Genomic DNA, 23,435 nt, shown 5'->3' on the forward strand with positions numbered 1-23,435 from the left:
CCTCAGAATAAGAAATATCGCTGCCCCATTGGCACCTTGTCTACAGGGTCACATGTCAGCAGCGCTCCGTTTATTTTCACTTCGTACGTTTGCGGATCTACGGTGATATCAGGCGTTTCCGAATTCAATTTCATGTCTTTTTTCGACAGGGTACGGATTCCTCCTACAGGCAGAATGATTTTTTGAAGTCCGAGTTTTTCATGAACGCCGTCATCAAAAGCTGCTTGAGAAATGAATGTTGCGGAACTTCTTGATAATGCTTTACCATACTGGGCATACATCGGACGTGAAATATACGGCTGCGGTGTTGGAATAGATGCATTGGCGTCTCCCATCAAGCCCACGACAGCCATTCCATTTTTCAGAACCATTTCCGGTTTCACACCAAAAAATGCTGGATTCCATAAAACGAGATCTGCCATTTTGCCTACTTCAATCGAGCCGACATGGTTTGAAATCCCATGGGTAATAGCGGGATTGATCGTATATTTCGCAATATAGCGCTTCGCCCGGTTATTGTCAGCGTATTCACTATCGCCTTCCATGATTCCGCGCTGCATTTTCATCTTGTCTGCTACTTGCCACGTGCGAATGACGACTTCTCCTATTCGGCCCATGGCTTGTGCGTCGGAGCTGACCATACTGAATACACCCATATCATGCAGGATGTCTTCTGCCGCAATCGTTTCGCGGCGTATTCGGGAATCGGCAAAAGCAATATCTTCCGGTACTGAAGGATTCAAGTGATGGCAAACCATCACCATATCTAGATGTTCATCTACTGTATTGACAGTGTATGGTAGGGTTGGGTTGGTCGAAGACGGTAATATATTGTGATAGCCTGCTGATTTGATTAAGTCTGGCGCATGTCCGCCGCCCGCTCCTTCTGTATGGTACATGTGTAGGACGCGGTCTTTTACTGCAGCCATTGTCTGCTCCATAAATCCGCTTTCGTTTAAAGTATCCGCATGGAGAGCGACTTGGATGTCATATTCATCTGCGACGCGAAGTGCATGATCGAGAGAAGAACCTGTTGCGCCCCAATCTTCATGGACTTTCAGTCCGATGACTCCTGCTTTTACTTGCTCTACTAAAGGTGCGGAAGTTGCTGCGTGACCTTTGCCCGTGAATCCGATATTTATTGGCAAGCCTTCTGCCGCTTCAAGCATTCGATGGATATTCCATTCACCTGGCGTAACGGTTGTTGCTTTCGACCCGGCTCCCGGACCCGTACCGCCACCGATCAATGTCGTCGTTCCAGCTGATAGCGCTACTTGCACTTGTTCAGGATTTATAAAATGTACATGGGTATCAATGGCGCCTGCAGTTACGATCAGCCCCTCGCCCGCTATCACTTCGGTTGCTGTGCCGACAATGATATCTACATTATCCATAATGAGCGGATTGCCGCTTTTGCCGATGCCGAAGATCTTCCCGTCTCGTATAGCAAGGTCAGCTTTTACAATTCCGGTATAGTCAAAAATGATAACGTTCGTGATGACTGTGTCAGGAACTCCGTCTTCACGTGCGGCAAGAGGATGCTGGCCCATTCCATCACGGATGACTTTCCCGCCGCCAAATACCATTTCTTCTCCATACGTCGTAAAGTCTTTCTCAACTTGGATAAACAGATTGGTATCAGCAAGCCGAACTGCATCGCCCGTTGTAGGTCCAAACATTTCTGCATATTGCTTTCTGGACATTTTGAAACTCATGATCCATCCCTGCTTTCCAGTGGCCCATCGACCTTGTTATTGAAACCAAATACCCGGCGTTCTCCAACAAATTGAATCAGCTCAATTTCTTTTTCATCTCCAGGCTCAAACCGTACTGCCGCCCCGGCAGGAATATTCAAACGTTTTCCATAAGCTTCTTCCCGGATGAACTGAAGACCTGGATTCACTTCATAAAAGTGAAAATGTGACCCCACCTGTATAGGCCGGTCGCCTGTATTGATAACGGAAACCACATAGACTTCTCTTCCTTCATTGCAAGTTATATCTTCGTCTTTCAATACATATTCTCCTGGCTCCATACCCCTATTCCTCCTTTGCTTAAATTAACGAATTGGACTGTGTACAGTCACTAGTTTCGTGCCATCAGGAAATGTTGCTTCAACTTGAATGTCTTTAATCATTTCAGGAATACCTTCCATGACGTCTTCTGTCGTTAAAATTGTCGCTCCGAATTCCATTAATTCTGCAACTGTCTTTCCATCCCGTGCTCCTTCTACTATTTCGTAAGTTATGATGGCTACCGATTCCGGGTGGTTAAGCTTTAATCCTCTTTCCCGCCGCCTTTTTGCCAAATCTGCAGCGACTACAATCATCAATTTGTCAATCTCACGAGGCAATAAATGCATAGTCTATTCCTCCTCTCTTTTTTATCAGAAACTAAAAAAAGTCCTTTCAGAGACTTTCATTTTTAGTGGCATTCTAAATATTTGATTTTTCAGAAAAATTCTTTTTTTAATTTTTCCCTAAGCGATCGGCTTTTAAACTCCTTCTAGAGCAACTTATTATTGATGTATGTAAAGGCAAGAAAATTATATATATGATTTCAACATTAAGTTCCATATTTTAGAAAACTGGTTAAAATAAGCGTTCGTAAAAGTACACTTTAACGAACAATAGGAAGGAAAGAAGCTAAAACTATCACCTCTCCCCTTACGTTATGAGGTCCTATGTAAGCTTTGCTTTGAATTTCTCCAGATTTAAGTAATAGCGGATAAATACGTCCTGCACAATGTTCTCCGCTTTCGTCCGCTTTTTGATAAACGAATATTCAAGCCGCACCAAATAATGCCCATACTCATCCATCACTTCTGTCAGTAATCGGTCTTTCTCTCACTTCTCCAAGCCCTTGCCCCCTTTTATCTAACTGTTAGGCAACGCAGAGAGTTTTTTGGTTTCATTAATAAAAATCTTCTTTCTCTTAATATTTGAAAAAAAAGCGAAGACTGAAAGAAGGTAAAACCTTCATAAATTGCACTCTTCAGCAACACCCGATCCAATTATTAGAATATGTCCGCGTTTTCCTTTACCATCAATGATAAACATGCTATAAGGAGGGTTATGGAATGGGTAAAGAAATGAAAAATGAATCGACAGCAGTAAAACAAGCTATGTCAAACCATACACTGCCGGACCTTAGTGGAATTAAGCTGATTGATTTTGGTGAGTCCACCGGATTTGCCTGTGATGTCCAAACAGGCATCTGCGGGCCGTTTGATCAAAAAAAGGAGGATAAAAAATGAAAATAACGATCTGGTCAGACTTTGTATGCCCGTTCTGCTTTATCGGCGAGGCCCATTTGAATGGAGCATTGGAGAAATTTGAACATGCGGATGACGTTAACATTGAATATAAAAGTTTCCAGCTGATGCCAGACGGGGAGTATGTGCCCGGTAAGGATTATGCCGAAACTTTTTCGGATATGAAAGGCCTGCCTTTAGCACAGGCCGAGGCGATGCTGCAAAATGTGGCAGAGTCGGCAACCCGCTCAGGCGTCAATATCAATTACGACATAGCGAAATTGGCAAACACATTTAATGCCCACCGCGTTTTCCAATATGCAAAAGAACAGGGAAAAGGAAATGAATTCTTCCAGCGTTCCTATGTTGCGCATTTCACGGATGGTGAAATTCTAAGCGATACCGAAACCCTCGTCCGCCTGGCAGAAGAAGTCGGCCTTGACGGCGCTGAAGTACGTAAAGTCGTGGAAAATCAAGCGAACGCCGAAAAAGTGGAGCAGGATATTTCTGAGGCGCGTGCAGTCGGTGTGCAGGGTGTTCCTTTCTTCGTAATCGACAATAAATACGCTGTTTCCGGTGCGCAGCCGGTTGAAGCATTCAGCCAGGTTTTAAATCAGGTATGGGAAGAGGAATATGCGAAAAAGTGAGCAAGTAAATAGAACAGCCTAAAAAATGCCCTTTCAGCTCATTCCAGCTGAAAGGGCATTTTTTGTTTAAAATACGTAATCTGTTCCGATCAGCAACCGTACGCCTCGCTCCATCCCTCACACTTAGCCTTTCCGAAATAAAAAACTGAACCTAAGGATCCAGCTGTATGCTGGCAATAAAGTTGTTTCAAATTAAGCCTTGTAATTCTACTGTACCAAGGATGCAGAGAATTTAGCTGATTAAACAATCTCAACTATATCTTCAATTTACAAAAGCTATTAAAACGATAAGGGTGAAATTCCCTTTCTACCGATAAGGGGTTATATGTTGACTAGGTACTAAATTCATAAACAGTATGTTGACCATACCGTTTACTGTGCTCATAATTTTTTACCAATGTACATAATATGCTCGGCCAAGCTTAATAAATCTTCCCGTTCACACACTTGCTCCGCCAGATCCAACCAAGCAGAGACGACTTCCGGAGACTGTTTTAAGAGTTCCGCTTCCCGTAAATAAAGGAAGCTCTCACAATTCAAGAGATTTAGCTTTTCAAGATCAAACTGCTCAAAGAATGGAAGTACTTCTTTAGGACGCATAAAGAAATTATCGGTAAAGCCCTGTCCAGCGAAATTGATGTCTTTTAACAGGATTTCCAATTGTGCTTTCCGTTCTTTTTCCAATACAAACTGGGGATTATGGATGAGGTAATCCCACACAAACGAATAAGAAGACACGAAAGCCACAAAAAGTATTCCTCCGGGCTTTAATACCCGCAAACATTCCTTAATGGTCTGAATCCGATCTTTTTGATCGGCTAGATGATACATCGGCCCCATGCAAAGCACATGATCAAATTGCTTTTCATCGATGCTTGATAAGTCCCGGCTATCGACACACATGCCTTGCAGCGTCAGGTTAAGTTCTTTTGCCTTCTCCAATCCAAACGCTACATTATTCGGTGATAAGTCTGCCAAAGTGACTTCACAACCCAGCTCAGAGAGATGCAACGCATATCTTCCTGGTCCGCCACCTAAATCCAGCACTTTGTCCGTCGGTTTAATATAACGCTTAAGGAAGCGTTTCGTCAGTTCAAACTCGACTTTATGCCGCTCGAGCCTGTTCCATTCATAATCGACTGTCTCATCATAAAATTTCCGCACCGTTTCCACGTTTTCCACTCTATCAGTCCCTTTTTTCTATTTTTACTCAGTCTCTATTTCTAGAAACATTGAATTGCTGCCAATAAAAAAACTTTCCTCCTTAAGAAATCAATCTTAAGGACGAAAGTTGATTTTCGTGGTACCACCTTAGTTTGTCAGCATATCACCATGCTAACCTCATCGGGTACAAACATACCCTATCCTCATAACGGGGGAATCCGTCTTGCTATCCCTAATCGCAAAATCAGGTTGGCAAGAAGCTCCAAGACTTTATTCATTAAGTCGATCATTGCTCCTTTTCAGCAGGCCAGAGCTCTCTGTGAATGGTCAATTCTTAACTACTCTTCTCATCAATGCTTTATACTTACTTCGTTTCACTAAGGATAGCAACTATTTCATAAATTGTAAATAGTTCGTTTTTTAGTTGTCTATCTCACCATACTTTATGTCAAGTGTGAATATACTGCTGATAACACGGGATATGTAAACTAATCAACTATTCACTTTCACAAGATATTAGTGTTTTCTTTAGCAACCGCAGGTTCAGAATCGAAATACTTAATTGGAGTCATGTCTAAATACTAAGGTTATATAGCCAATTACAGAAGCTCCGATAAAAAGAGCAGGATATCCTGCAATATTAGCTATCAAGCCAGAGAAAATAGAGCCTGCTGCTTGACCAAGCGCCAATATTAAGAAAGGCACTCCAAGTCCAAATGATGGACTGCTCTTAAATACAGAAATCCCCCACACAATCAATACTCCTGTCATAAAAATATAGGAGCTGCCAAAAAGAGCAGGTGAGAAAAAACTCATCAGATTGTTTCCGGAAAATTTTCCGAGTAAAAGAGATGAAGTTGAAAGAGCTACTACCGATATTCTATAAGCTGTCATCAAGCCGAATTTGTCGATAAAGACTCCAGCAGTTCCGCCCAACAATCCCGCAACGCCAATAATTACCCATAACCACTCCCCAAGGTATGGAGGTGCGCTCTCCAGATTCAATATAAAATCTCTTGAGAATGTCCAATAGGCCGAACAGGATACCCCTAAAAGTAGGGACGCCAAAATCAATTGAACAGACTGCTTCCCTTCCTGTTTAGAAAAACCAGCCTTGCTTTCCTTTTTCAAATTTTGATTTTTAGGAAGTCCTTTATAATTCGCGATTAATACAAGAATAGCAATGACCATAAAAATCATGTACGTTTCTCTCCAGTTGTCGGCCATAAGGATAACAACCACTCCTGTAAAGGCAGTCCCGATGCTTGTGCCCGAATTGATCCATGAATTCGTCTGGTTCTGTAACCTTGTTTCTATGTTTGTATCCACAATATTGGCATAAGGAGGAGATGACAACCCTGTACTCAATCCTGCCAGAAATATACCTAACCCGATTATTATAGGGCTGGAAGAAATGGCGATAACACCCAGACCAATGATTGATGTCAATCCTGCTACGATGAGCAACGATTTTGAAGTCACTTTATTCGAAAATACCATCGCCAATACGATTGCCATGCAATAAGCAATATAGGACAAAGACGAGATCAGACCACTCGCGGAAGGGTCCATGTTCATCTCTTCAGTGATATAAGGAAGCATTAGTCCATAACTGAACCGGGATAAACCATATGTCACCGCAATCATTGGCAACCCTATTGTTATTAATTTTTTTGCTTGCATCGGAATCACTCCTTTATGTAGAACGTTCATTATAACAAATAGGAAAAATAAAAGGCAATGTTGTTTAACTTAACATTGCTCTCAGCTCACTACTTAATTTCATCCTCTGAAATATAAAGATTTTTTATTAGTTCTGCTGCTGCTTCTTTCACCTTATTCAACTCAGGGGTTTGGACCATAGCTGTCAAGCCTTCCAGAATAATCGTGATTTGCATTCCAAGAGATTTAGGTGCATGGAAAAGTTCCAAATCATTTTCAATCTTATTCAGGAATGACTGTTTATGTTCTTTGCTTAATGCTGCAATTTCATCGTTAACGCCTTCATACTCTTGCTTTGCTCTTAAAAATAAACAACCATTCGAACCTTTTGTTTCTATCCAATCAATATGGGCTTTAAACAACGATTCCATATATGCATTAATTCCCTCTTCTTTATTGATCGTGTCTTCAATACTTTGAAGATATCGCTGATCTCTTTGCATTAATATTTCTTTGATTACCTCTTCCTTTGATTTGAAGTGATAATACATTGTCATTGGTGCAACTCCAGCGTGATCCAATATACTTTTCACGCCAACTGCATGAAAACCATGCTGATAAAATAATTTTTCAGCCGAGTTCAATATAGCCTCTTTTTTCAATGACTGTTTCATGTAACCACCTCCATTATGTTGAACGTTCATTATATATTTTATCGAGTTCGTATTTTTATAGCAAGAAACTTGAATCATATTTGTTAATTTTAAACCTTACGTAAAAGTACGCTTTTTCAAACGCGAAGAAAGAGAAAAAGCATTTTAGCTCCTTCCCTTCCGATAATCCGTCATATGTAACCCATATGGACTGTCATATTGCTTTTTTATATGTAGTTATATATTAGCTGTAATACATTCCATCAAAACTTTAACATTCACTTAAGCATGTACCAAAAAAATCTGACCTCAGCAGTCATAAAGAAAAAGACGGTTGATTAAGGCTTGTGGAACCTTGCATGAAAAATACGAAGGATATATGGATGATCACCAGTTAGTGCTCTTTCTTCCATCGATGAATACACTTTTTTTTTGTTGACTTATGGGATTGATGAAGAAAATTCATGGCGTATCATTCAAGATTTCAGGGGGGCAGAAATGGGAATTAATAAGTTACCTTCCAAGCAGACCGGGTTAAGGTTCAAATTTAAGAGGCTATATTTGAATTCAACATTGGCACTCTTAGCCTTTGCTAAGCAAAAGATTTTGACATCTCCTTTTATCAAGGATATTATGTATCTTGTAAGTCTATAAATAAAGGAGTAAAATCATGAAGTTCTCAAGAGGGACCAACTATGCACTTCATACAATGCTGCAACTAGCTCAATCATCCACTCCAAATAAACCCATTGGTGTCCAACAACTCGCTGAACAACAGGATGTATCGCCGACCTACCTTTCTAAAATTCTGACAAAGCTTGTGAAAGAAGGAATGGTTTCTTCGGTTTCCGGAGTTAAGGGGGGCTATTCACTGCCCTATAATTGGGAATCCATCTCTTTTTTAGAAATTATCCAAGCGATCGAGGGCAAAGCTTCTCTTTTCGATTGCCACTTCGGCCATGGCCCAGGCTGCCCGATTGAACAAGTGATGGTTGAAGCAGAAGAGAAAATGGAAGAACAATTAAAAAAAATGACCATTGCTGATTTGGTTAAGAATAAGACAATGAACTAAAATTCATTGTCTTATTCTTAACCCTAATCAAGGATATCATGTATCTATAAATGGAGGAATAAGAAATGAACCATCCGTTTTTCGATCAACAGATTTGGGAAAAAGCGTGGGAGCAGGATCCGAACACATCTTTAAAACGAATGAAAAAAGTGGGATGGCTACGTTTGAATCCCAAGGATTTTCCAAATGGGCGAAAGCCTACAATGAAACTTCTTTCAGTATGCAAGGGCAAAAGCGGAGTGCGCGGATTATTAAGTGGATTGAACATCAAGTTTCTTCATTTGAGAGAATGTCTATTCTGGATGTCGGCGCAGCTTCTGGCGTATTCAGTATTCCCTTTGCTGAAAAAGGAGCCCGAGTGACTGCGGTGGAACCTTCAAAGAATTTAGACACTATGCTTAAGAACAACGCGAGCACTCATTCCGTTGAAATTTCCATTATCAATCAACCGTTTGAAGAGATCGCAGATAAGCCTACAGCTTCATATGATTTGGTCTTTGCCTCAATGTGTCCGGCCATCACAGATTGGGCAGCGGTCCATAAAGCGATGAGTTTTGCTACCAAGTATTTTTATGCGAGCATGATGGCCGGTCCAAAAAGAAATTACCTGATGGAAGAAATCCTATCTGCCTTAGGGATTGAAAACGAACCCGTTCATTCTTCAGATATGGCTTATTTGCTGCATCTCCTTTACTTAGAGGGATACACGTATCAGTCTTTGATCGAAAAACATGAACAGACAAAAATGATGACTCTTGAAGAAATCATTTCACAGTTGCCTGAATGGTTCAGGGATTACGGAATTGACGCGGACAGCGATCTGATGGCAAAAGCAGAACAGTATTTGCGTGACTCATCTGATAAAGAACGAATTGTACTAACCGGCGGTAAATTTGGAAAAGTGCTGGTGCATCTTGAGAACTAACCAGCTACATCATTGCTGATAACAACAAAAATTAAAGGAGGAATTTTTTTGAATTACGATTGTATCATTATAGGCGGAGGCCCGGCAGGACTAAATGCCGCGTTGGTTTTAGGACGATCCAGAAGAAAGGTGGCCCTGGTAGACGCCAATCAACCAAGGAACGCGGTCACACATGCTTCCCATGGATATCTGACTCAAGATGGCGTATCGCCTTCAGAATTCCGTCGGATTGCTTACGAGGAAATAGTCCGCTACCCCACCGTTGAACATCATATCGACAAAGTGTTGGACGTACATAAAGTAGAACAAGGGTTTTTAGTACGGACGCAATTCAAAGAGTTCACGGCCAAAAAACTGCTAGTGGCCACCGGTTTAAAGGAAATCCTTCCGGATATCGAGGGAATCAAAGAGCATTACGGAAAAAGCATCTTCTACTGTCCTTATTGTGACGGTTGGGAAATGCGGGATCGTCCACTTATGGTGGTTTCTCATCATCCACAAGTTTTTCACTTTGCGAAGCTCCTTTCCAATTGGTCTCAAGATCTAATAATCTGTACAAATGGGAAAAGCATTTTGACGGAAGAAGAGAAACAAGAACTGAATGATAACAATATTTCTGTATCGGAACAAACGATTCAATCATTTAAAGGAACAGATGGACAGTTACAAGAAGTGGCATGGACCGATGGAACTCGAATAAAGCGAACCGGAGCTTTTATTAACCCGCAATGGTTTCCTCAATTAGACTTTCTGAAGTCGATTCCTGTTGAAAAAAATGATCAAGCTGCCATTCTGACGGATACGATGGGAAAAAGCACAACTCCAGGTCTGTTTGCGGCGGGTGAAGCCACAACAGGTACCCCAACCCAACTAATTGTAGCAGCTGCAGCTGGAAGTCTTGCGGCAACCAGCATCAACGCTGAACTTACGATGGAACAATTTCGAATCTAGCTTCCCTTTTAGTTTTTACAGGGTTAAAATGGTGGATTGCAAATTTTTTATCATAGAGGAGTTTAAAGAAGCAAAAGCGAGAGCGCTGCTAGTTTGCAGTACATCCCTTTTGTTTTTTAAGGTAATTATCACCCATATATATAATTTCTAAGTAAGCAATTAAATACGCAGTAACTTAATAACGAAATAAGACTAGCGGAAAAATAACTATTTTTCTGTTTCCTTCATCGCATATCTGCCCCTTAATTACTGACTAAATTGTTGCTAATATAATTTTGTCTTTGAGTTAGGTGTCTCTCAAAGTTTACTTTTTCAAATAAAAAGAAGAACAGCAGCCTGTTAAATTCTTTTCTTCCGATAAGTGCTGTTATGTAAGCTCAATTTAGATTTAGGATAAAGTTAATACCTAATACTAAATTTGAGATTCTCTTTCGCCCTCTCCCTTTTCAAATTTTTAAAAGGAGTTTTAAACAAAAAACCAGAGTCTATAAAGTACCTATTTGTTTATAAGTTAACTAAAATATAATCTTATTTTTAATAAGCTCTTGCCTTGTGAAACTCTTTGAACATCGCGCAGGTTAAAATCCTCCTCAATTTTCTAAGTATATTTAAAACCACTTTCTTATTATGGATCTTTCCTTTAATCTTAAGAGACATTGAAGGTAAGAGTTTTAGGAAGAATTAGATAATGGTTAAACGTTTTGTTGTGAATACATGAGCGGTCTTTTATTTTGGAGACTGGGGTTGAGGGAGTGAAAAAACGGTGGAGCGGTGGAAGCAAGTCGAGATGCTTTTTTTGGGGTTAATCGTGGTGATGCTCATTGTGCGGTTTACTGCATACAGCCAGCAGCCGTTTTGGGACATCTTGCGGCCGTGGGAATTTATTTTCCTGCTGGATTTAATTTCGATAGACGGGTTTAACCGGGATGCGGACGGGCGGCCGATCAAAACGGAGTTCCGGCAAGGCATATGCGTTCTGGTCAATTTTTTGATAGTTTTAGCCGGATTTTGGCTTGCATCGCTGGGGTCACGACGGAAAAGGCGACGTATCACGCAGGTAGCAGTGTTCGGGGTGTTTACGTTCTGGTATTTGTATATGGTGGTTGCATCACTGCTCGTCGGGTAATGCCGATGCGAAAAAAAGACCTACTCTGAATTCAGCGTAGGTCTTTGCCATGTGTACCGATAGACAGCATTACCATCAATTAGCAGAGTTAAAAGATAGCTAGTTAATTTTGGAAATTAAACCATTCGTAAAATTATACTCTTACAGACAAAAGGGGAAAAGCGGTGCTGATTAGCAAGGCTTTTCCCTTTGTATGTTGCTATTAGAATAACTGCTACTTCGGATAATTCCTCATATGTAAACTTCAAAGGAATTTAAAACAACCAAGAACTTTTTCTTTTAAACCCTAAATGAAAGCCGTTTTTGTATGGCTTCCTTTAGGCATTGTAGAAATAAAAAGTGTGGAACAAGACTGCAGAGAGAGATGCTAACTCTTCGTTTTCTGCGACTATCTGAATGGTGTCCACCTCCGAGATTTGCAGAGAAGAAGACAAAGAAACCCTGGCAATTCTTTTATGGCCACATGTTAAATAACAAGTGCCTGTGTGATCTTTTTCTAAATGATAGTTTTGGTTGGAGAGCCTAAAGGAATAAGCTTTTTCGGTCAATTGAACCCTATGCTGGGAGATGGAAATAGTTTCGGAGGACAAATGATCTGTCAGTTCATAGTGCATTCTTGGGAACCAGCAATCGATGCTGTACAGGGGTTTCCCGTCGGCAGTTGAAATTTGATATGTATAAGGCAATCCGAAACGCAAGGTTGCATGGAAAATACCGGCCACAAATTTATGCGGCCGTTTCTGCAGCAAAAACAGGAGATCCCCCTGCCCGTCTGTTATGGATAACTTAGTGGAACGGCGCATCGATTCCGGTACTTGATAAGTCAAATGTTGCACGTTCTTCCTCCTTCCGATAGGGTATGAAACGTCTAAACTAAATCCTCCCTAAAATTTTCTGGCGATGCTTGTAGCTGCTTGTTGAATGCATCTTATTTTATCCAGAAAAGTTGAATTCTCTTTTCTAGAAACACAATAGCATTAATGAATTGAATGAAACTTCCTTTATAATAGACTGTGTTAAACTTTGATGTTGGTAATTAGATGAATAGGAAAGGAATTCATAAAATACAAAGGGTTCCAATGTATTTCATGAATTTCCGACAGTTTTAAGATGTTCTCTACCAGACATTATAAAATATACCCTGTTCATAATGCTGGGGCAGATCGTATTCTTCTCGCAGAGCAATTTCTCTATTTTCCATATAAGATATGTAGCGTTCTAAACTTTCAATAATTCCCTCATTATCCTCTTGTTGAAATGGATAATGAGTATAATCCCATTGCTCAATATATTTAATTTCTATCTCTTCTAATTTAGTTTTACCAGCCTCACTCAGCAGCCCGATAAATTTATCTTGTACATGATCTACGATTTCAATAATAAGTTCACACCAATAAATCTCCAGAATCGAATTATCTGTAAGGTGATAGGGGGTAATAATGAAATCTTCAACATCAGTAAAAATTTGGAGTATTTTAGGCAGATGTTTAATTTCATCTAGAGTGAAATATACATCCTCATAACGCTTATGTCCTCCCACTAACTCCTGCAACTTGACCGAACATTGTTTGCCGAAATCCATTTCTACTCACCCTTTTTTATTGTTTTACATCTACTAATTCGATTATGATGTTCCGCCTTCCACCTTAGCGTCTTCTAGTTCGATACCCTATATTAAAGAATCTCCAGAAAGATAGACATACCCCTCCATACATTCTCTTGCATTAAATTATAGAAAACTTCCGATATAAATTAAATGACGGTTGCAGCTATTTTTTCTTCACGCTCTTCGAAGTCCATTGAAATTAGGGTTTGAATGTAACTTAATTCACAATAAGTTACATTCAAAATCAAATTACATTTAATTCCTAACTGACTTTAAGTACTCTTTGTAGAATGTATTTTACTCTTTTTCAGAACCACGCATTTTTCTAAAAAAATTAGTTAAATGGCTTTTGAAGTCATTTTGATATTCAAGCACAGGGAATTCTGTCAGCACATCGTCCAGTTCCTTGATTAATGGATCTAAATAACTCTGATCTGAACCAAATTCAAAATCAAGAAGGGCTTCTGTACTAATTGGATAACGAGTTCTCGCCTTCCAGTAAATTCCTCCTTGCGAATCCATAGATGCATTGACTTCGATTGCATTTTCTATCGAAATCAAGGATGCCGTTCCCTCTAATTCTTGATTCATTGTTTTTAATTGTTCACGAAAATCCTTAAATTCTTTTGCTCTTAAATCCGCAAGGAAATGAGCAGAATATCCAGGGATTCCAACTGATATGGCCGCCTTAATCCAGTCATCTTGCCATGAACCAATTGATTCAGGATAAAGTCTTTCTAATATCTTAATCTCAATTTTAGTTTCTGACCCTAAAATATCCAGTTTTTTCATGATGACCCTCTTTTTCTAAAGCATCATTTTATCATTCAGTCAAATAATCTTTCATCTAAAGGTAACTTAACTGCACTTAAGTTACCTTCAATCTTTTGTTTCTTCAATTTATGCAACTGCTCTGTAACAGCTTCGAAATGACATCCCTTTCCTGCTTCTTGTTATTACTGAATCGTTTATTCCAAAAACCAGTCAATCTTTGTAGTAGATCTGCAAATTACCGCTTCCCACCCTTGTTTTTCGATGAGTTGCTGAATATTTTTTTCACTGGATAAGAATATTGTAGTGAACCTGTCGTATTGGCTAATAAAGACTGCCTGTCTCTTTTCATCTGAAAGCAGTACTTCAGCTGGCCCAATCTCCGTAATCTCCAAAGGACTGCACGTTGCAATATTCACTTGCCCATCGGTATCATCGATTGGTTCTGCAAAAGAGAAGGTACGAGACCCGTGAGAAGCGAAGTGCCTCAAGATCCCTTCACAGAGGAATATGGAAGGTTTGTCTTCCATCGGCCAGTAGAAGTCGGGAGAAAACATGGCAATTAACTTCTCTTTCAGGTCTTCTCTTCTGGCACCCTCCTTAAAATTGATAGAAGAAAGCGCGATCCCTACTTCTTGCAAAGATGCAAATCCGCATTTCTGCCGTACCGTTTCCCAGCTGATGGACTGGCCAAGTGCTACAATCTCTTCGTTTGTGGGATAAATATGCTGATGGGACATCTCTCGTTTGCCCGTTGTCCACCCTTCCGGCATCTGTACAAACGGATGTAATAAAAAAGCACCTGATTGGAATTCTTTAGCCACCTGCTTTAATAGGGTTTCCTTGTCGTTGAAACGTGGATATTCAAGCATCGTTCGTCCTCCTGTCCTGTAAACTCAATCTGCACATGTTTTCTTCTTAATATACTAAGAGGTAGATAAGATATCTAGTTAATTTTGGAAATAGATAACATTTGTAAAGTACATTTCTGCAAACAAAAAGAGAGGGCTCTTCATACGAAGTTCCTACTCCTCCAATAACATCATGATATGTAAACCTTTTTAGCCCTTGCTGATTGAAAAGTACCTATGAATGGTTTATTCATCGTCCAAGCAATAGCGACTAGCTGCGGTGTAAGTCGGCCACTCCCAGAATTGAACCCCGTGAGCCACAACAAAGCGATTCATAAACATTTCTAAGTTAAGGTTCAAAGCTTGAGGCCTTTCATCGTTATCAATTCAGCAAAGATAATTGGGGTCTTCATTTTCAACCGATTCTAGACTGATGGCCACGTATTGTTCATCACTGATTCCAATTGGTAAGAAACGAGGATACACTTCCATGTAATGGAGATGCTCTTTCAGTTCTTGAACTGAAAACACTTGCAATCCGCCTCCACCATTGCCTCCTAAATCCGGAACGAATTGATAGATTCTTGCTCAGTTGTATTCCAGTAGAAAAGCGCAATGATCCTTTGGTAGTTATTGCCCAATCTGTCTTTCAAATTGAGTAATGACCGCTTCCTCGTAAGGAGGGATAACTGTAGTAGTAATCCTAGAAATTGAGCCGTTGTGATGTATTAACATTCGTTAGTTGTTGCTATCCACTGCTATTAGAACTACCTCCATAATCTCTTTTATGCCCATATGATCACCCCTCTAATAATGTTTCCCAAAGCCACTATCCTATTACTAAAGATAGAGTTGGCGTGTGGATGGCCTTAAAGTGAATGTGATTAACTAACGAATTTGCTGCCGTAATTGTAACTAACTTTGTATTAAGTTACATTCAAATTCACAAGAAAGACCCACTAATTTTTAGTGAGCCACTGAATTGATATATAATTTGATTGGTAGCTATTTCGTCATTCCTCTAACTAAATCGCTAATTAGAAAATAAACTCCACCAGCAAAAAGGAGTACACTAATTATAAGTGGTAAAGTCCCGATTTCCTTTAATGCTGTAGCGAATACGCCTTGGGTTTTAGAATAGCCATTTGTCGATACATAAAAAGAATAAACAGCCGCAGCCACTAACGTAAGGCCAAACAAAATAACTCCTGATAATACCCCAATTCCACCTACTATTGTCTGTTTTATTCCATTCATCCCCCTAGTTTATCAATTGGTTTATATTGTATATTCATTATAGGCTGAAGAAATTCCTTTTAGTATCAATTTAAAAGATTTATCCCTTTTTAGTTAATTTTGAATGTAACTTAATTCACATTATGTAAAATTCAGAATCAGGAAGAAATTTCAGGAAAAAGCTTTAAACTTTAGTTTTCAAAAAAATGAAACCTTACTGGAAATAAATTGGTATAGTAATAACAAACATTTTGAAGTGGGGGCGAAACAGAGATGACTGAAACAAGTATAAATATAGGCGATACTATATTTACAATTGGATTTTTTGGTGTACTGATCATTGCAGTTATTATTATAATTTTCTTTGTGAGAAGAAAAAAATAATAGAGTTATTTTATGGCCTTATACGCAAGGAATCTTTGATTCCATGCGTATAAGGCCATATCTATATGTGAGTGTAACTTAATTGTACTTTTGTTACATTCAAACTGGTGGGACAGCTCTTCTTTTCGAACGCGCTTACTTAATTAAGTACGGAGATATCCTTCGATGGAGCTTTTTCAAATGCTTGAACATTCAACAATTCTTTAAGTTGCATCTGGTCTTGTATCACCTTCTTTATTTCTTAGAGGGAAATTCTTGTAGATTAGCTCTTCTATCACCGTTTCTGGGTAGTAATGCGATATGACTTCTTCTGTGGGTATATCTGGAGGAACAATTAAAAACCGCGCATATACTTCCGTACCAATTTGAATTTTTTAAACAAATAACTCAACACACTGGATTAACTCCACGAATTTCCATTCCACTTTTTCACCGTACGGATTCAAGTAATCATGTTGCTGCTTTTTAGCTTCCTGTTCACCAAAAATATTAGCCAGATCAATAGAAGGGGCCTTTACGAGCAGGATGCTTTCCTCAAACATTTTATCGTCATTTGGAAAATCTTCATCCATCGTTTCTGGAGCAGGCTCACCTGAAATGATGCATTCATACAAGACCTTGACGGCATACCAGTCCCAGTCACTGCTTATTTTTTTCCGAACTCTTTTTTTCATGTTCTTCCCCCTCTGAAATTCAGGTTATCGTAGTCAATCTCTTCTCTGTAAAAATTCGCAATGGACTGACGGTGTAGATAAGCTCATTTTGGATGTTCGCAACTTAATCTAACAAGCCTTTTTCGAAGTACGTTTAAAAATAGATTCTCTCGGACCACTGGAATATCCTTCCTCATCAAGTTTATGGAATGGCTCTTTAATAAATAGCCTGTATGTAGTGAAAACTTGAAGCATGAACCATTTAGAAATTCCTTAATAAAGCGTTCGTAGAAGAACTCTTTTTATAGAAAAAGAGGGAAAAACATTGCTAATCAGCACTGCTTCCCCTCTTTGTATTTTGCTGCTAAAATAACTACTGTTTCTGTTAATTACTGATATGTAAACTGCACTTCTACTCAAGTCTTTTTCCCTTTCCGCTTGATAAAGGAATGAACGCTGCATATTTTCCGGGCAAAATAGAGATGCTCCTGTATCTATTAAGAACCTTCAATGTTCTTGAGTTGTTCATGCAAATCCCACTTCTTAGGCTTTTGTTTCTTATCGAACCATTTGGCACCGTTTTCTATCCACTCCGTCCGGTAAGATTCAATCGTATACCCCAGTTCGTCGTCATCGTACCCTGGCTGAAAACCGCAACAGCGACAAATCAAGCTCACGTCCGGGATGCCCTCTTGGTTGTATAACGGACCGGGTAACCGATCGTATCCACAGACCAAACAGATAAATGATTTTTTATTAAATAACATCTTATCTCTCCCTGCCACCTTTCTTTTTGAGGATCTATTGGCTGCGCTTTTATTGCATTCGATGTCCTGCTTTTACCTATGGATAGTTCTTTATCAAGTCATGAACTCCTAAAGGGGGCAAAAGGTGACGTAAACTTTGAAATCAAGTAGAGATTATAAGGAGTTGATGGAATGCAGCGCACGGATGGCACTTGTGGCATGCTCACCCCAATGTACTTCGAAGCCGAACTTCCACTCCCATACCGCTTCAATGCCATTGCCCTGCCCATATAAAATTAGTCCTTTCTTAATGTCTGTATATATACCTGTAATATCGTCATCCAGACACCCGTTCACGGGAGTTTCATCGTGATAAGGGTCGAATATCTCCATGTATACGGTATAATCCTAGAAGTCGACTTCCGGCAGTGGAAAATCCACATCGACCGAATGCCCTTCTTCAGATTCGACTTCCGGCAAGTCGAGGGCTGCTGTATACAGTCGAGAAAGAATTCTTAACAGTTTGCTCAAACTTTCCTTCTCATCAAAAGAACTGCATGAATCGATAAAGTTACAATAGGCTATAGCTACAGCTAGAAACGCTTCCACTTCTTTATTTTGCATCCTCGCACTCCACCCTCCTATGAGTTAATTTTTTCTTTAACAATCACACTATTTTCTTTATTATTTAGTTCGCTGAAATCCCTCGTTCTCCTTTTTAATGACCTCTACTGCTGTTTCAAACCATTCGTACACTTACACGAACGAAAAAGGGAAGATACTTCATAAAAAGTCTCTTCCCTATCGATAATCGTTCATATGTAAACTCACAAAAACCTTGACTAAAAGCTTAAGAATTACCGTCTAATGACCCTTGCACTTGTTAGTGTCAGTACAGTCCTGTGCCACTTAATTGCACCATGGTTTTAATGATGTACCTTTTTCCAAGCTCCTCCTCATCAAAATTCTTTTCGTCGAATGTCTGACCCCTCTCCCTGAAAAAAGTATGCCATTTTCCGTCTTTCTTGTAATAATGGAAGCCTTCAATCAGCGGATTCCTCATCGAGTCACTTTGCGGGAGTCCATGGTTTAAAGCGTAGTCATACACTTCCTCCATGCTGACTGTAAAGACTTCAGCATATTCGCGAATTCTCATATCTTTCACACCCAGTGTTTCACAAGCAAATTGTAAAGCGTTTCCAAAGAGCAAGATTTGTATTTGAGTTTCTTTATCGACTAGATCTCTCACCTTCTTTTTTGACGCTTCCATAATCCAATGGCTTTCTGGTAATGCGGTTTCGTCAAACAAGCCCCGAAGATGTCCAATTGCCTCATGCCAAGTGGAAAACACCGTAAAAGGATACGGCATTTCGCCTTCTTCTTTCCACACCGCCCATTGACCGTCAGGAAGTTCTGTCGTAAACCAACAGTTATCCGACTGCGTAAAGAAAATGGCATAGGTATTTCCTTGAGCTTCCTTCCATGTTTTATAGCCTAATAATGATGCGAAATCTGTTGCTGATAGCCCGTAATCTCTAGAAAATAATTTCCTTAAAAATTTTCCAATCATTCTAAAAGCCCTCATTTCATTTTTGTGCTCTTTGTATTAATTACGAAGGAGAATGCCCAACTACAAACAATTTCATATGAAACTGAGACAAATAACATGTGTGACTTGAACTATGCAAGTCTCATTAAGTTTATAGGAGTTGATCCCGTTATGGTACTGTGTACATATTAGTGAAAGTTCCTATTCTGAACAACCAACTTCATTTTATGTGAACGAAATGCATGAGTAATAACACCAACAGGGCTTTTAAGGAGGATACTGATGAGCTTATTTTCGAAATTCAGTGAAGCGAAAGTTAAAAAAATGACGAATAAGAAGTTGTATGAGCGACTGACACGATTTAACAATGAAAAAAGTCCGGATTTGAAAGCACTAACGCTAATTCAAGCCGAAATCGCTCAGCGAGATCCAGCAGAATATGAATTGGGGAAAATCGAAGCAGAAGTAGAAAAGTCCCACCGACATGCCGTTATAGAGACTACTGACATCCTCTTTCTGGAAATCAAGTATAACGAGGACTATCTCGCTAAGCCAGAATCCGAAACGGACCCATACGAGCGCAAGCTTCGATCCGCCAAACTTGAAATGGTTCAGAAAGAATTAGCCCGTCGGACAATTTAGGACAATGGCTTAACGAAGATAAAGACACTGGCTGAAAAAGCACCAGGCGTTAAGAAATAAGTTTTCCATTTGAAATTTAAGAACGCGTTTAATTAACTTTTTAAAAGCGTTTGTAAAAGTACACTTTTATAAACAATAGGAAGAAAAGAAGCTAAATCTTTCACTTCTTTTCTTCCTAATAAGGGGGTTATATGCAACCTTATAAAAACTGCAAGTTTCCATCAAAAACAGATAGATAACTTTAGTTCGTTTTATACAAGATAGCACGACAGAATTAGCGGCATCGCGCCTTTATTCTTTAAGTATTCTTGTGATTCTTGCAGAGGTACTACTTTGTGGTAATGACGGTATAGAGAACGAAAAAGACCAGTAGCTCAGACAATAAGACCAGTTCAGAAACTGGAAAAATAAGATTGGAAACTAAAAAGATCGTTAAAATAGCGAGGAACAGCACTAAATGCCAGACCGTTAGCCGATGCGCAGGTAAGCGGTATTTATGAAAAACGACTGTTGTAGCCAGAAAGTAGGTAAAGGCTGTACCAAATGTTAGGATCAACAAAAAAGTCGGGTTGACTTGATACAGGTAGCTCATCTGTATCACTGCCGCAAAAAGGCTTAAGGCCATGAAAATAAACAAATGGCCATAAATGATGATTTGCCCGGAAGTGACCGCCTCTTTGTCAATTTTCTTCTCGAGATTATCAAAGTATTGCCACCACATGGAAATGATCAATAAAAACGCCAAGAAAATAACGGCTACTTCCCTCCAAAGGAATTCTTCCGTCTCGAATATGGCGACCAAACTGACAATTGATTCCCCGAACAAAATAATCGTCAATAGGCCAAAACGTTCCAGCAGGTGCGGCGTGTTGACCGGTACTTTTTTTAAGTACCTTCTATTTAGAATGGGAACTGCTATGTCTACGAATATGCCCAAATAGAGAAGGAAATACCTGACCCAGCCCTCAAAAAAGACCGATGAAAGAGAAATGGCTATTCCAATCAAGAATCCATACCCTAAATGTTTGGCAACATCGCGCTTTGCTCCTCGCACCAGATGGATGGTCTGGATGTATTGAAGGGCAGTCACAAAGCGGACGCCAATGTACCCTGCTAAAAAAGGCACATAATAACTATCAAAATCCGGAGACAGACTGGCTGTTAATACAACCATAAAAAACATCTGCAGGATCATAAATATTCGATGAGAAAGGATATCTTCTCCAAACCGATTCGTATAAAGCGTCTGCCCTACCCAAGACCACCAGATCGGAATAAAAATCAAGACGAACTTGGCCAAATATTCCAGAGGAATAACGCCGTCTTCCAAGTGCAGCAATACATGAGTAGCTTTGGCGATGGCAGCAACAAAAATCAAGTCGAAAAACAATTCTAACCACAATACTCGTTTATGGATCATTCCTTCGCACTCCTTTGAAGTTATTAGATAATTTATCATAAGTTACATTCGATTCCCTGTTATTTAGCATTTTTTCTGATGAAAATTTGGTCATGGAAATTTAATGGACCTTTTAGTTTATTTGATTTCCCCTACAAACCAGATTTCACTTTCATAATAACCGTCCTCATCATCAATAACTTCTTTAAAACCGGATGTGGCTGAATCGCCAGGAACAGTTAAACCCCATTCAGTCTGAATGTTTCTGTTATCCAAGAGAGGAATCCATTTTTGATAGTCATCATCCCTGTTAAAAATATCATTGAAATGAGACTTACCTTTGAAAATGATGATTTGCGAATTCCACAAACTTGGTAAATCAATTGCGGCAACCACACGATATTCCTCTTTATCATATGGCTGTAGTCCTTTAAGATATTCAACGCGATCCAAAAGCATTTGAATGCAGAGCCGTTTTACCTTCCATGGAGTTTTATCGGAACTTATAAAATCTTGAGCAACCGGTAAGTGCAAATGCCAGTACCCGTTGTAAAATTCTGTTGGAAAAACCATTGTGTTTTCTTCAATTTGTTTGACCATATCCTCAGTCTTCCGTTTAATCCCTCGCACTTTTTTCTCGCGCATATATAATTTTTCCTCACTTTCAGTATCCTGCTTAATAATGTGCTGGAATGAATACGATCCAAACTTATTAGAATTGAATGTAACTTCATTACTATTAAGTTACATTCAAAACATAGATTTCTTAAGATTTATTTAAAGCTGATTTTGCCATAAAGTAGTTACTTGCCGTAAAGAGCTGGGTTTCTATAACTTTATCTTTCATCAAATTGCCGAACTCTTCAAAGTCGAAAACTTTAACGTTAATATCTTCTGTATCCTCCAGCTGTTGATCGGTGGCTTTGAAAGCTTCTGTAATGAGGAAGGTTTTGACTTTATTATCCTGAGTTGCCGGATTCACCATGTAATCACCTAATAAAATTGGCTTTTCCAATGACGTATAGCCTGTTTCTTCTTGAATTTCCCTAAGGATGCCCTCTTCATAAGTTTCATTTTCTTCTATTTTTCCTGCAGGAACTTCTAAATAGAAGTTCTGTCCCCCCTGCCTGTATTGTTCTACAAGGACGATTTGATTTTGGTTGGTAATGACAACTGCATTTACCCAATCAGCATACTCATTTACATAAAAATCGTCGATAATCAATCCATTTGGAAGTTTACATTTATCTTTTCTTAAATTTCCGAATCGAGTTTTATAAAGGTAATCCGTAGATAGCGTTTCCCATTTCTTCATCCTTTATCCCCTTGTGAATATGTAGTTGAGCAGAAGTATTAACTTAAATTAAAGAGAATTGAATGTAACTTAACTGCACTAAAATTACATTTGAACTGGTGAACCCCTTTTTTCTATATGTCTATGCACCGACATTTGAAAATTCTTTAATTAGAATTTGATCTTGCATAAAATTCTTTGAATCTTAGAACGAATTTATGCTCTTTCTCTGCTTTTGCATGATCTGTAAACTGTTCCGTTTTAATTTGACTCCTGCAAGCACTTCAGGAGACCGCCATTTTTTAAAATAAAGACCCCACAGCCTAATTGAAAGTTTACTCAGTCTGTGGGGTCTTCACTTGATTTGTTTTTTAAAATCTCTTAAGGCGCAAACCCATAATACAAAGAAATATGCATATAAAATCCAATAACAGCTGCAATCAGAAAACTGATAGTAAATAACGGAATAACAACCAGTTTAGTTGATCTTGCTACTTCTTTTCGCATTATTCCTTTATACATCGACACAAATAATGCGAAGAATAGAGGAACTGCAAAGAGAAAATAAAAGACATCAATTAAATTAGAGAAAAGAGCAATTGTTTTATCATCTTTTGGAGCCATGGCGTAATACCAATACAGGTAAACTAAAAATATAATTTGTGCAACTACTGAATAAATGAAGAGTGGTATTCTTAATCGACCTAATGACCGGAGTTTCCAAAAAATGAAACAATAAATGAATCCTAACAGGATTCCCAAGTAAGTATTTTCAGGGAAAAACATATTTCCTCCTTCAGGTTGCGTACGTTGTTTTTTAGATTGTATAAATTCCTTATGTGCTAGATTAC

General features: G+C 39.2%; 25 protein-coding genes, 1 pseudogene and 1 other annotated feature. Of the genes and pseudogenes, 7 read left to right on the top strand and 19 right to left on the bottom strand.

The genetic code is table 11. The annotated features are described in order from the left end of the window. Positions 1 to 2: 2 nt before the first annotated feature. Genes ureC through AC4EHJ_RS04165 form a run of 3 tightly spaced genes read right to left on the bottom strand, consistent with a single transcriptional unit; the run spans position 3 to position 2,362 of the window. Positions 3 to 1,715, bottom strand: a complete 1,713-nt coding sequence (ureC, locus tag AC4EHJ_RS04155; protein WP_490974327.1) for an urease subunit alpha — start codon at positions 1,713 to 1,715, stop codon at positions 3 to 5. Further along, a complete protein-coding gene (locus AC4EHJ_RS04160) occupies positions 1,712 to 2,035 on the bottom strand; it encodes an urease subunit beta (protein WP_490974328.1) in 324 nt (107 codons plus the stop codon). The genes ureC and AC4EHJ_RS04160 overlap by 4 nt, the downstream gene beginning before the upstream one ends. Positions 2,036 to 2,059: 24 nt before the next feature. After that, complete coding sequence (locus AC4EHJ_RS04165) at positions 2,060 to 2,362, bottom strand: urease subunit gamma (RefSeq protein WP_142826290.1); 303 nt, start codon at positions 2,360 to 2,362, stop codon at positions 2,060 to 2,062. 717 nt (positions 2,363 to 3,079) lie between these two features. On the opposite strand from AC4EHJ_RS04165, the gene AC4EHJ_RS04170 reads away from it, so the two are divergent. Continuing rightward, complete coding sequence (locus AC4EHJ_RS04170; RefSeq protein WP_490974329.1) at positions 3,080 to 3,256, top strand: hypothetical protein; 177 nt, start codon at positions 3,080 to 3,082, stop codon at positions 3,254 to 3,256. After that, positions 3,253 to 3,900, top strand: a complete 648-nt coding sequence (locus AC4EHJ_RS04175; RefSeq protein WP_490974330.1) for a DsbA family oxidoreductase — start codon at positions 3,253 to 3,255, stop codon at positions 3,898 to 3,900. Before AC4EHJ_RS04170 ends, AC4EHJ_RS04175 begins: the two co-directional genes overlap by 4 nt. Positions 3,901 to 4,281: 381 nt before the next feature. Here the strand turns inward: AC4EHJ_RS04175 and AC4EHJ_RS04180 are convergent, their stop codons facing one another. The 3 genes from AC4EHJ_RS04180 to AC4EHJ_RS04190 all read right to left on the bottom strand — a co-directional run bounded on the left by AC4EHJ_RS04180 (position 4,282) and on the right by AC4EHJ_RS04190 (position 7,400). Continuing rightward, the gene (locus tag AC4EHJ_RS04180; RefSeq protein WP_490974331.1) at positions 4,282 to 5,082 is read right to left on the bottom strand and encodes a methyltransferase domain-containing protein; all 801 of its coding nucleotides are present in this window, start codon (positions 5,080 to 5,082) and stop codon (positions 4,282 to 4,284) included. A 95-nt stretch (positions 5,083 to 5,177) separates the two neighbouring features. Further along, positions 5,178 to 5,427: a binding site (T-box leader), on the bottom strand. Between the two features lie 195 nt (positions 5,428 to 5,622). Beyond that, positions 5,623 to 6,747 carry an MFS transporter gene (locus tag AC4EHJ_RS04185; RefSeq protein WP_490974332.1) on the bottom strand — a complete coding sequence of 375 codons (1,125 nt, stop codon included), beginning with the start codon at positions 6,745 to 6,747 and terminating at the stop codon, positions 5,623 to 5,625. An 89-nt stretch (positions 6,748 to 6,836) separates the two neighbouring features. Further along, positions 6,837 to 7,400 (bottom strand): TetR/AcrR family transcriptional regulator, encoded by a 564-nt coding sequence (locus tag AC4EHJ_RS04190; RefSeq protein ID WP_490974333.1) that lies wholly within the window; start codon positions 7,398 to 7,400, stop codon positions 6,837 to 6,839. 649 nt (positions 7,401 to 8,049) lie between these two features. Here AC4EHJ_RS04190 and AC4EHJ_RS04195 point away from each other — a divergent pair. The 4 genes from AC4EHJ_RS04195 (at position 8,050) to AC4EHJ_RS04210 (ending at position 11,453) form a co-directional block, all read left to right on the top strand. Beyond that, a complete protein-coding gene (locus AC4EHJ_RS04195; protein ID WP_490974334.1) occupies positions 8,050 to 8,451 on the top strand; it encodes an Rrf2 family transcriptional regulator in 402 nt (133 codons plus the stop codon). Positions 8,452 to 8,605: 154 nt separating this feature from the next. Next, the gene (locus AC4EHJ_RS04200; protein ID WP_490974335.1) at positions 8,606 to 9,376 is read left to right on the top strand and encodes a class I SAM-dependent methyltransferase; all 771 of its coding nucleotides are present in this window, start codon (positions 8,606 to 8,608) and stop codon (positions 9,374 to 9,376) included. Positions 9,377 to 9,424: 48 nt separating this feature from the next. Next, positions 9,425 to 10,327: an NAD(P)/FAD-dependent oxidoreductase gene (locus tag AC4EHJ_RS04205; protein ID WP_490974336.1), complete on the top strand. Its 903-nt coding sequence runs from the start codon at positions 9,425 to 9,427 to the stop codon at positions 10,325 to 10,327. Positions 10,328 to 11,090: 763 nt separating this feature from the next. Continuing rightward, the gene (locus tag AC4EHJ_RS04210) at positions 11,091 to 11,453 is read left to right on the top strand and encodes a hypothetical protein (RefSeq protein ID WP_490974337.1); all 363 of its coding nucleotides are present in this window, start codon (positions 11,091 to 11,093) and stop codon (positions 11,451 to 11,453) included. A gap of 317 nt (positions 11,454 to 11,770) precedes the next feature. On the opposite strand, the gene AC4EHJ_RS04215 is transcribed toward AC4EHJ_RS04210, so the two are convergent. The 9 genes and pseudogenes from AC4EHJ_RS04215 to AC4EHJ_RS04255 form a co-directional block, all read right to left on the bottom strand. Beyond that, positions 11,771 to 12,289: a tubby C-terminal domain-like protein gene (locus tag AC4EHJ_RS04215; protein WP_490974338.1), complete on the bottom strand. Its 519-nt coding sequence runs from the start codon at positions 12,287 to 12,289 to the stop codon at positions 11,771 to 11,773. Between the two features lie 281 nt (positions 12,290 to 12,570). Continuing rightward, positions 12,571 to 13,035: a hypothetical protein gene (locus AC4EHJ_RS04220; protein WP_490974339.1), complete on the bottom strand. Its 465-nt coding sequence runs from the start codon at positions 13,033 to 13,035 to the stop codon at positions 12,571 to 12,573. 321 nt (positions 13,036 to 13,356) lie between these two features. After that, positions 13,357 to 13,851 carry a WapI family immunity protein gene (locus AC4EHJ_RS04225; RefSeq protein ID WP_490974340.1) on the bottom strand — a complete coding sequence of 165 codons (495 nt, stop codon included), beginning with the start codon at positions 13,849 to 13,851 and terminating at the stop codon, positions 13,357 to 13,359. Positions 13,852 to 14,027: 176 nt separating this feature from the next. Continuing rightward, a complete protein-coding gene (locus AC4EHJ_RS04230) occupies positions 14,028 to 14,702 on the bottom strand; it encodes a DUF2711 family protein (protein WP_490974341.1) in 675 nt (224 codons plus the stop codon). Positions 14,703 to 15,686: 984 nt separating this feature from the next. Beyond that, a complete protein-coding gene (locus AC4EHJ_RS04235; RefSeq protein WP_490974342.1) occupies positions 15,687 to 15,938 on the bottom strand; it encodes a hypothetical protein in 252 nt (83 codons plus the stop codon). A 737-nt stretch (positions 15,939 to 16,675) separates the two neighbouring features. Continuing rightward, positions 16,676 to 16,975, bottom strand: coding sequence for a DUF4288 domain-containing protein (locus AC4EHJ_RS04240; protein WP_490974343.1), 300 nt, complete (start codon positions 16,973 to 16,975; stop codon positions 16,676 to 16,678). A gap of 476 nt (positions 16,976 to 17,451) precedes the next feature. Beyond that, positions 17,452 to 17,631, bottom strand: coding sequence for a hypothetical protein (locus AC4EHJ_RS04245; protein ID WP_490974344.1), 180 nt, complete (start codon positions 17,629 to 17,631; stop codon positions 17,452 to 17,454). A 243-nt stretch (positions 17,632 to 17,874) separates the two neighbouring features. Beyond that, positions 17,875 to 18,324, bottom strand: a pseudogene (locus AC4EHJ_RS04250) (DUF5063 domain-containing protein). 265 nt (positions 18,325 to 18,589) lie between these two features. Beyond that, positions 18,590 to 19,270 carry a hypothetical protein gene (locus tag AC4EHJ_RS04255; protein WP_490974345.1) on the bottom strand — a complete coding sequence of 227 codons (681 nt, stop codon included), beginning with the start codon at positions 19,268 to 19,270 and terminating at the stop codon, positions 18,590 to 18,592. 261 nt (positions 19,271 to 19,531) lie between these two features. Here AC4EHJ_RS04255 and AC4EHJ_RS04260 point away from each other — a divergent pair, with 261 nt between their 5' ends. Beyond that, positions 19,532 to 19,891, top strand: a complete 360-nt coding sequence (locus tag AC4EHJ_RS04260) for a hypothetical protein (protein ID WP_490974346.1) — start codon at positions 19,532 to 19,534, stop codon at positions 19,889 to 19,891. Between the two features lie 328 nt (positions 19,892 to 20,219). Here AC4EHJ_RS04260 and AC4EHJ_RS04265 read toward each other — a convergent pair whose 3' ends face one another. From AC4EHJ_RS04265 to AC4EHJ_RS04280, 4 genes are all read right to left on the bottom strand, one after another. Next, positions 20,220 to 21,311, bottom strand: a complete 1,092-nt coding sequence (locus AC4EHJ_RS04265; RefSeq protein WP_490974347.1) for a low temperature requirement protein A — start codon at positions 21,309 to 21,311, stop codon at positions 20,220 to 20,222. Between the two features lie 117 nt (positions 21,312 to 21,428). Continuing rightward, positions 21,429 to 21,935 (bottom strand): DUF3916 domain-containing protein, encoded by a 507-nt coding sequence (locus AC4EHJ_RS04270; protein ID WP_490974348.1) that lies wholly within the window; start codon positions 21,933 to 21,935, stop codon positions 21,429 to 21,431. A 121-nt stretch (positions 21,936 to 22,056) separates the two neighbouring features. Next, positions 22,057 to 22,605 (bottom strand): NUDIX hydrolase, encoded by a 549-nt coding sequence (locus AC4EHJ_RS04275; RefSeq protein ID WP_490974349.1) that lies wholly within the window; start codon positions 22,603 to 22,605, stop codon positions 22,057 to 22,059. 360 nt (positions 22,606 to 22,965) lie between these two features. Beyond that, the gene (locus AC4EHJ_RS04280; protein ID WP_490974350.1) at positions 22,966 to 23,370 is read right to left on the bottom strand and encodes a hypothetical protein; all 405 of its coding nucleotides are present in this window, start codon (positions 23,368 to 23,370) and stop codon (positions 22,966 to 22,968) included. Between the last annotated feature and the right edge of the window lie 65 nt (positions 23,371 to 23,435).

This window comes from Planococcus sp. TJ-301 (assembly GCF_058268475.1).

Bases quoted from the DNA above. Each gene is read 5' to 3' on its own strand.
- AC4EHJ_RS04260 (WP_490974346.1), top strand. From the start codon at position 19,532: ATGAGCTTATTTTCGAAATTCAGTGAAGCGAAAGTTAAAAAAATGACG.
- AC4EHJ_RS04160 (WP_490974328.1), bottom strand. From the start codon at position 2,035: ATGGAGCCAGGAGAATATGTATTGAAAGACGAAGATATAACTTGCAAT.
- AC4EHJ_RS04170 (WP_490974329.1), top strand. From the start codon at position 3,080: ATGGGTAAAGAAATGAAAAATGAATCGACAGCAGTAAAACAAGCTATG.
- AC4EHJ_RS04185 (WP_490974332.1), bottom strand. From the start codon at position 6,747: ATGCAAGCAAAAAAATTAATAACAATAGGGTTGCCAATGATTGCGGTG.
- AC4EHJ_RS04175 (WP_490974330.1), top strand. From the start codon at position 3,253: ATGAAAATAACGATCTGGTCAGACTTTGTATGCCCGTTCTGCTTTATC.
- AC4EHJ_RS04165 (WP_142826290.1), bottom strand. From the start codon at position 2,362: ATGCATTTATTGCCTCGTGAGATTGACAAATTGATGATTGTAGTCGCT.
- AC4EHJ_RS04195 (WP_490974334.1), top strand. From the start codon at position 8,050: ATGAAGTTCTCAAGAGGGACCAACTATGCACTTCATACAATGCTGCAA.
- AC4EHJ_RS04275 (WP_490974349.1), bottom strand. From the start codon at position 22,605: ATGAAGAAATGGGAAACGCTATCTACGGATTACCTTTATAAAACTCGA.
- AC4EHJ_RS04265 (WP_490974347.1), bottom strand. From the start codon at position 21,311: ATGATCCATAAACGAGTATTGTGGTTAGAATTGTTTTTCGACTTGATT.
- AC4EHJ_RS04235 (WP_490974342.1), bottom strand. From the start codon at position 15,938: ATGAATGGAATAAAACAGACAATAGTAGGTGGAATTGGGGTATTATCA.
- AC4EHJ_RS04225 (WP_490974340.1), bottom strand. From the start codon at position 13,851: ATGAAAAAACTGGATATTTTAGGGTCAGAAACTAAAATTGAGATTAAG.
- AC4EHJ_RS04230 (WP_490974341.1), bottom strand. From the start codon at position 14,702: ATGCTTGAATATCCACGTTTCAACGACAAGGAAACCCTATTAAAGCAG.
- AC4EHJ_RS04280 (WP_490974350.1), bottom strand. From the start codon at position 23,370: ATGTTTTTCCCTGAAAATACTTACTTGGGAATCCTGTTAGGATTCATT.
- AC4EHJ_RS04200 (WP_490974335.1), top strand. From the start codon at position 8,606: ATGGCTACGTTTGAATCCCAAGGATTTTCCAAATGGGCGAAAGCCTAC.
- AC4EHJ_RS04240 (WP_490974343.1), bottom strand. From the start codon at position 16,975: ATGAAAAAAAGAGTTCGGAAAAAAATAAGCAGTGACTGGGACTGGTAT.
- AC4EHJ_RS04220 (WP_490974339.1), bottom strand. From the start codon at position 13,035: ATGGATTTCGGCAAACAATGTTCGGTCAAGTTGCAGGAGTTAGTGGGA.
- AC4EHJ_RS04190 (WP_490974333.1), bottom strand. From the start codon at position 7,400: ATGAAACAGTCATTGAAAAAAGAGGCTATATTGAACTCGGCTGAAAAA.
- AC4EHJ_RS04270 (WP_490974348.1), bottom strand. From the start codon at position 21,935: ATGCGCGAGAAAAAAGTGCGAGGGATTAAACGGAAGACTGAGGATATG.
- AC4EHJ_RS04255 (WP_490974345.1), bottom strand. From the start codon at position 19,270: ATGATTGGAAAATTTTTAAGGAAATTATTTTCTAGAGATTACGGGCTA.
- ureC (WP_490974327.1), bottom strand. From the start codon at position 1,715: ATGAGTTTCAAAATGTCCAGAAAGCAATATGCAGAAATGTTTGGACCT.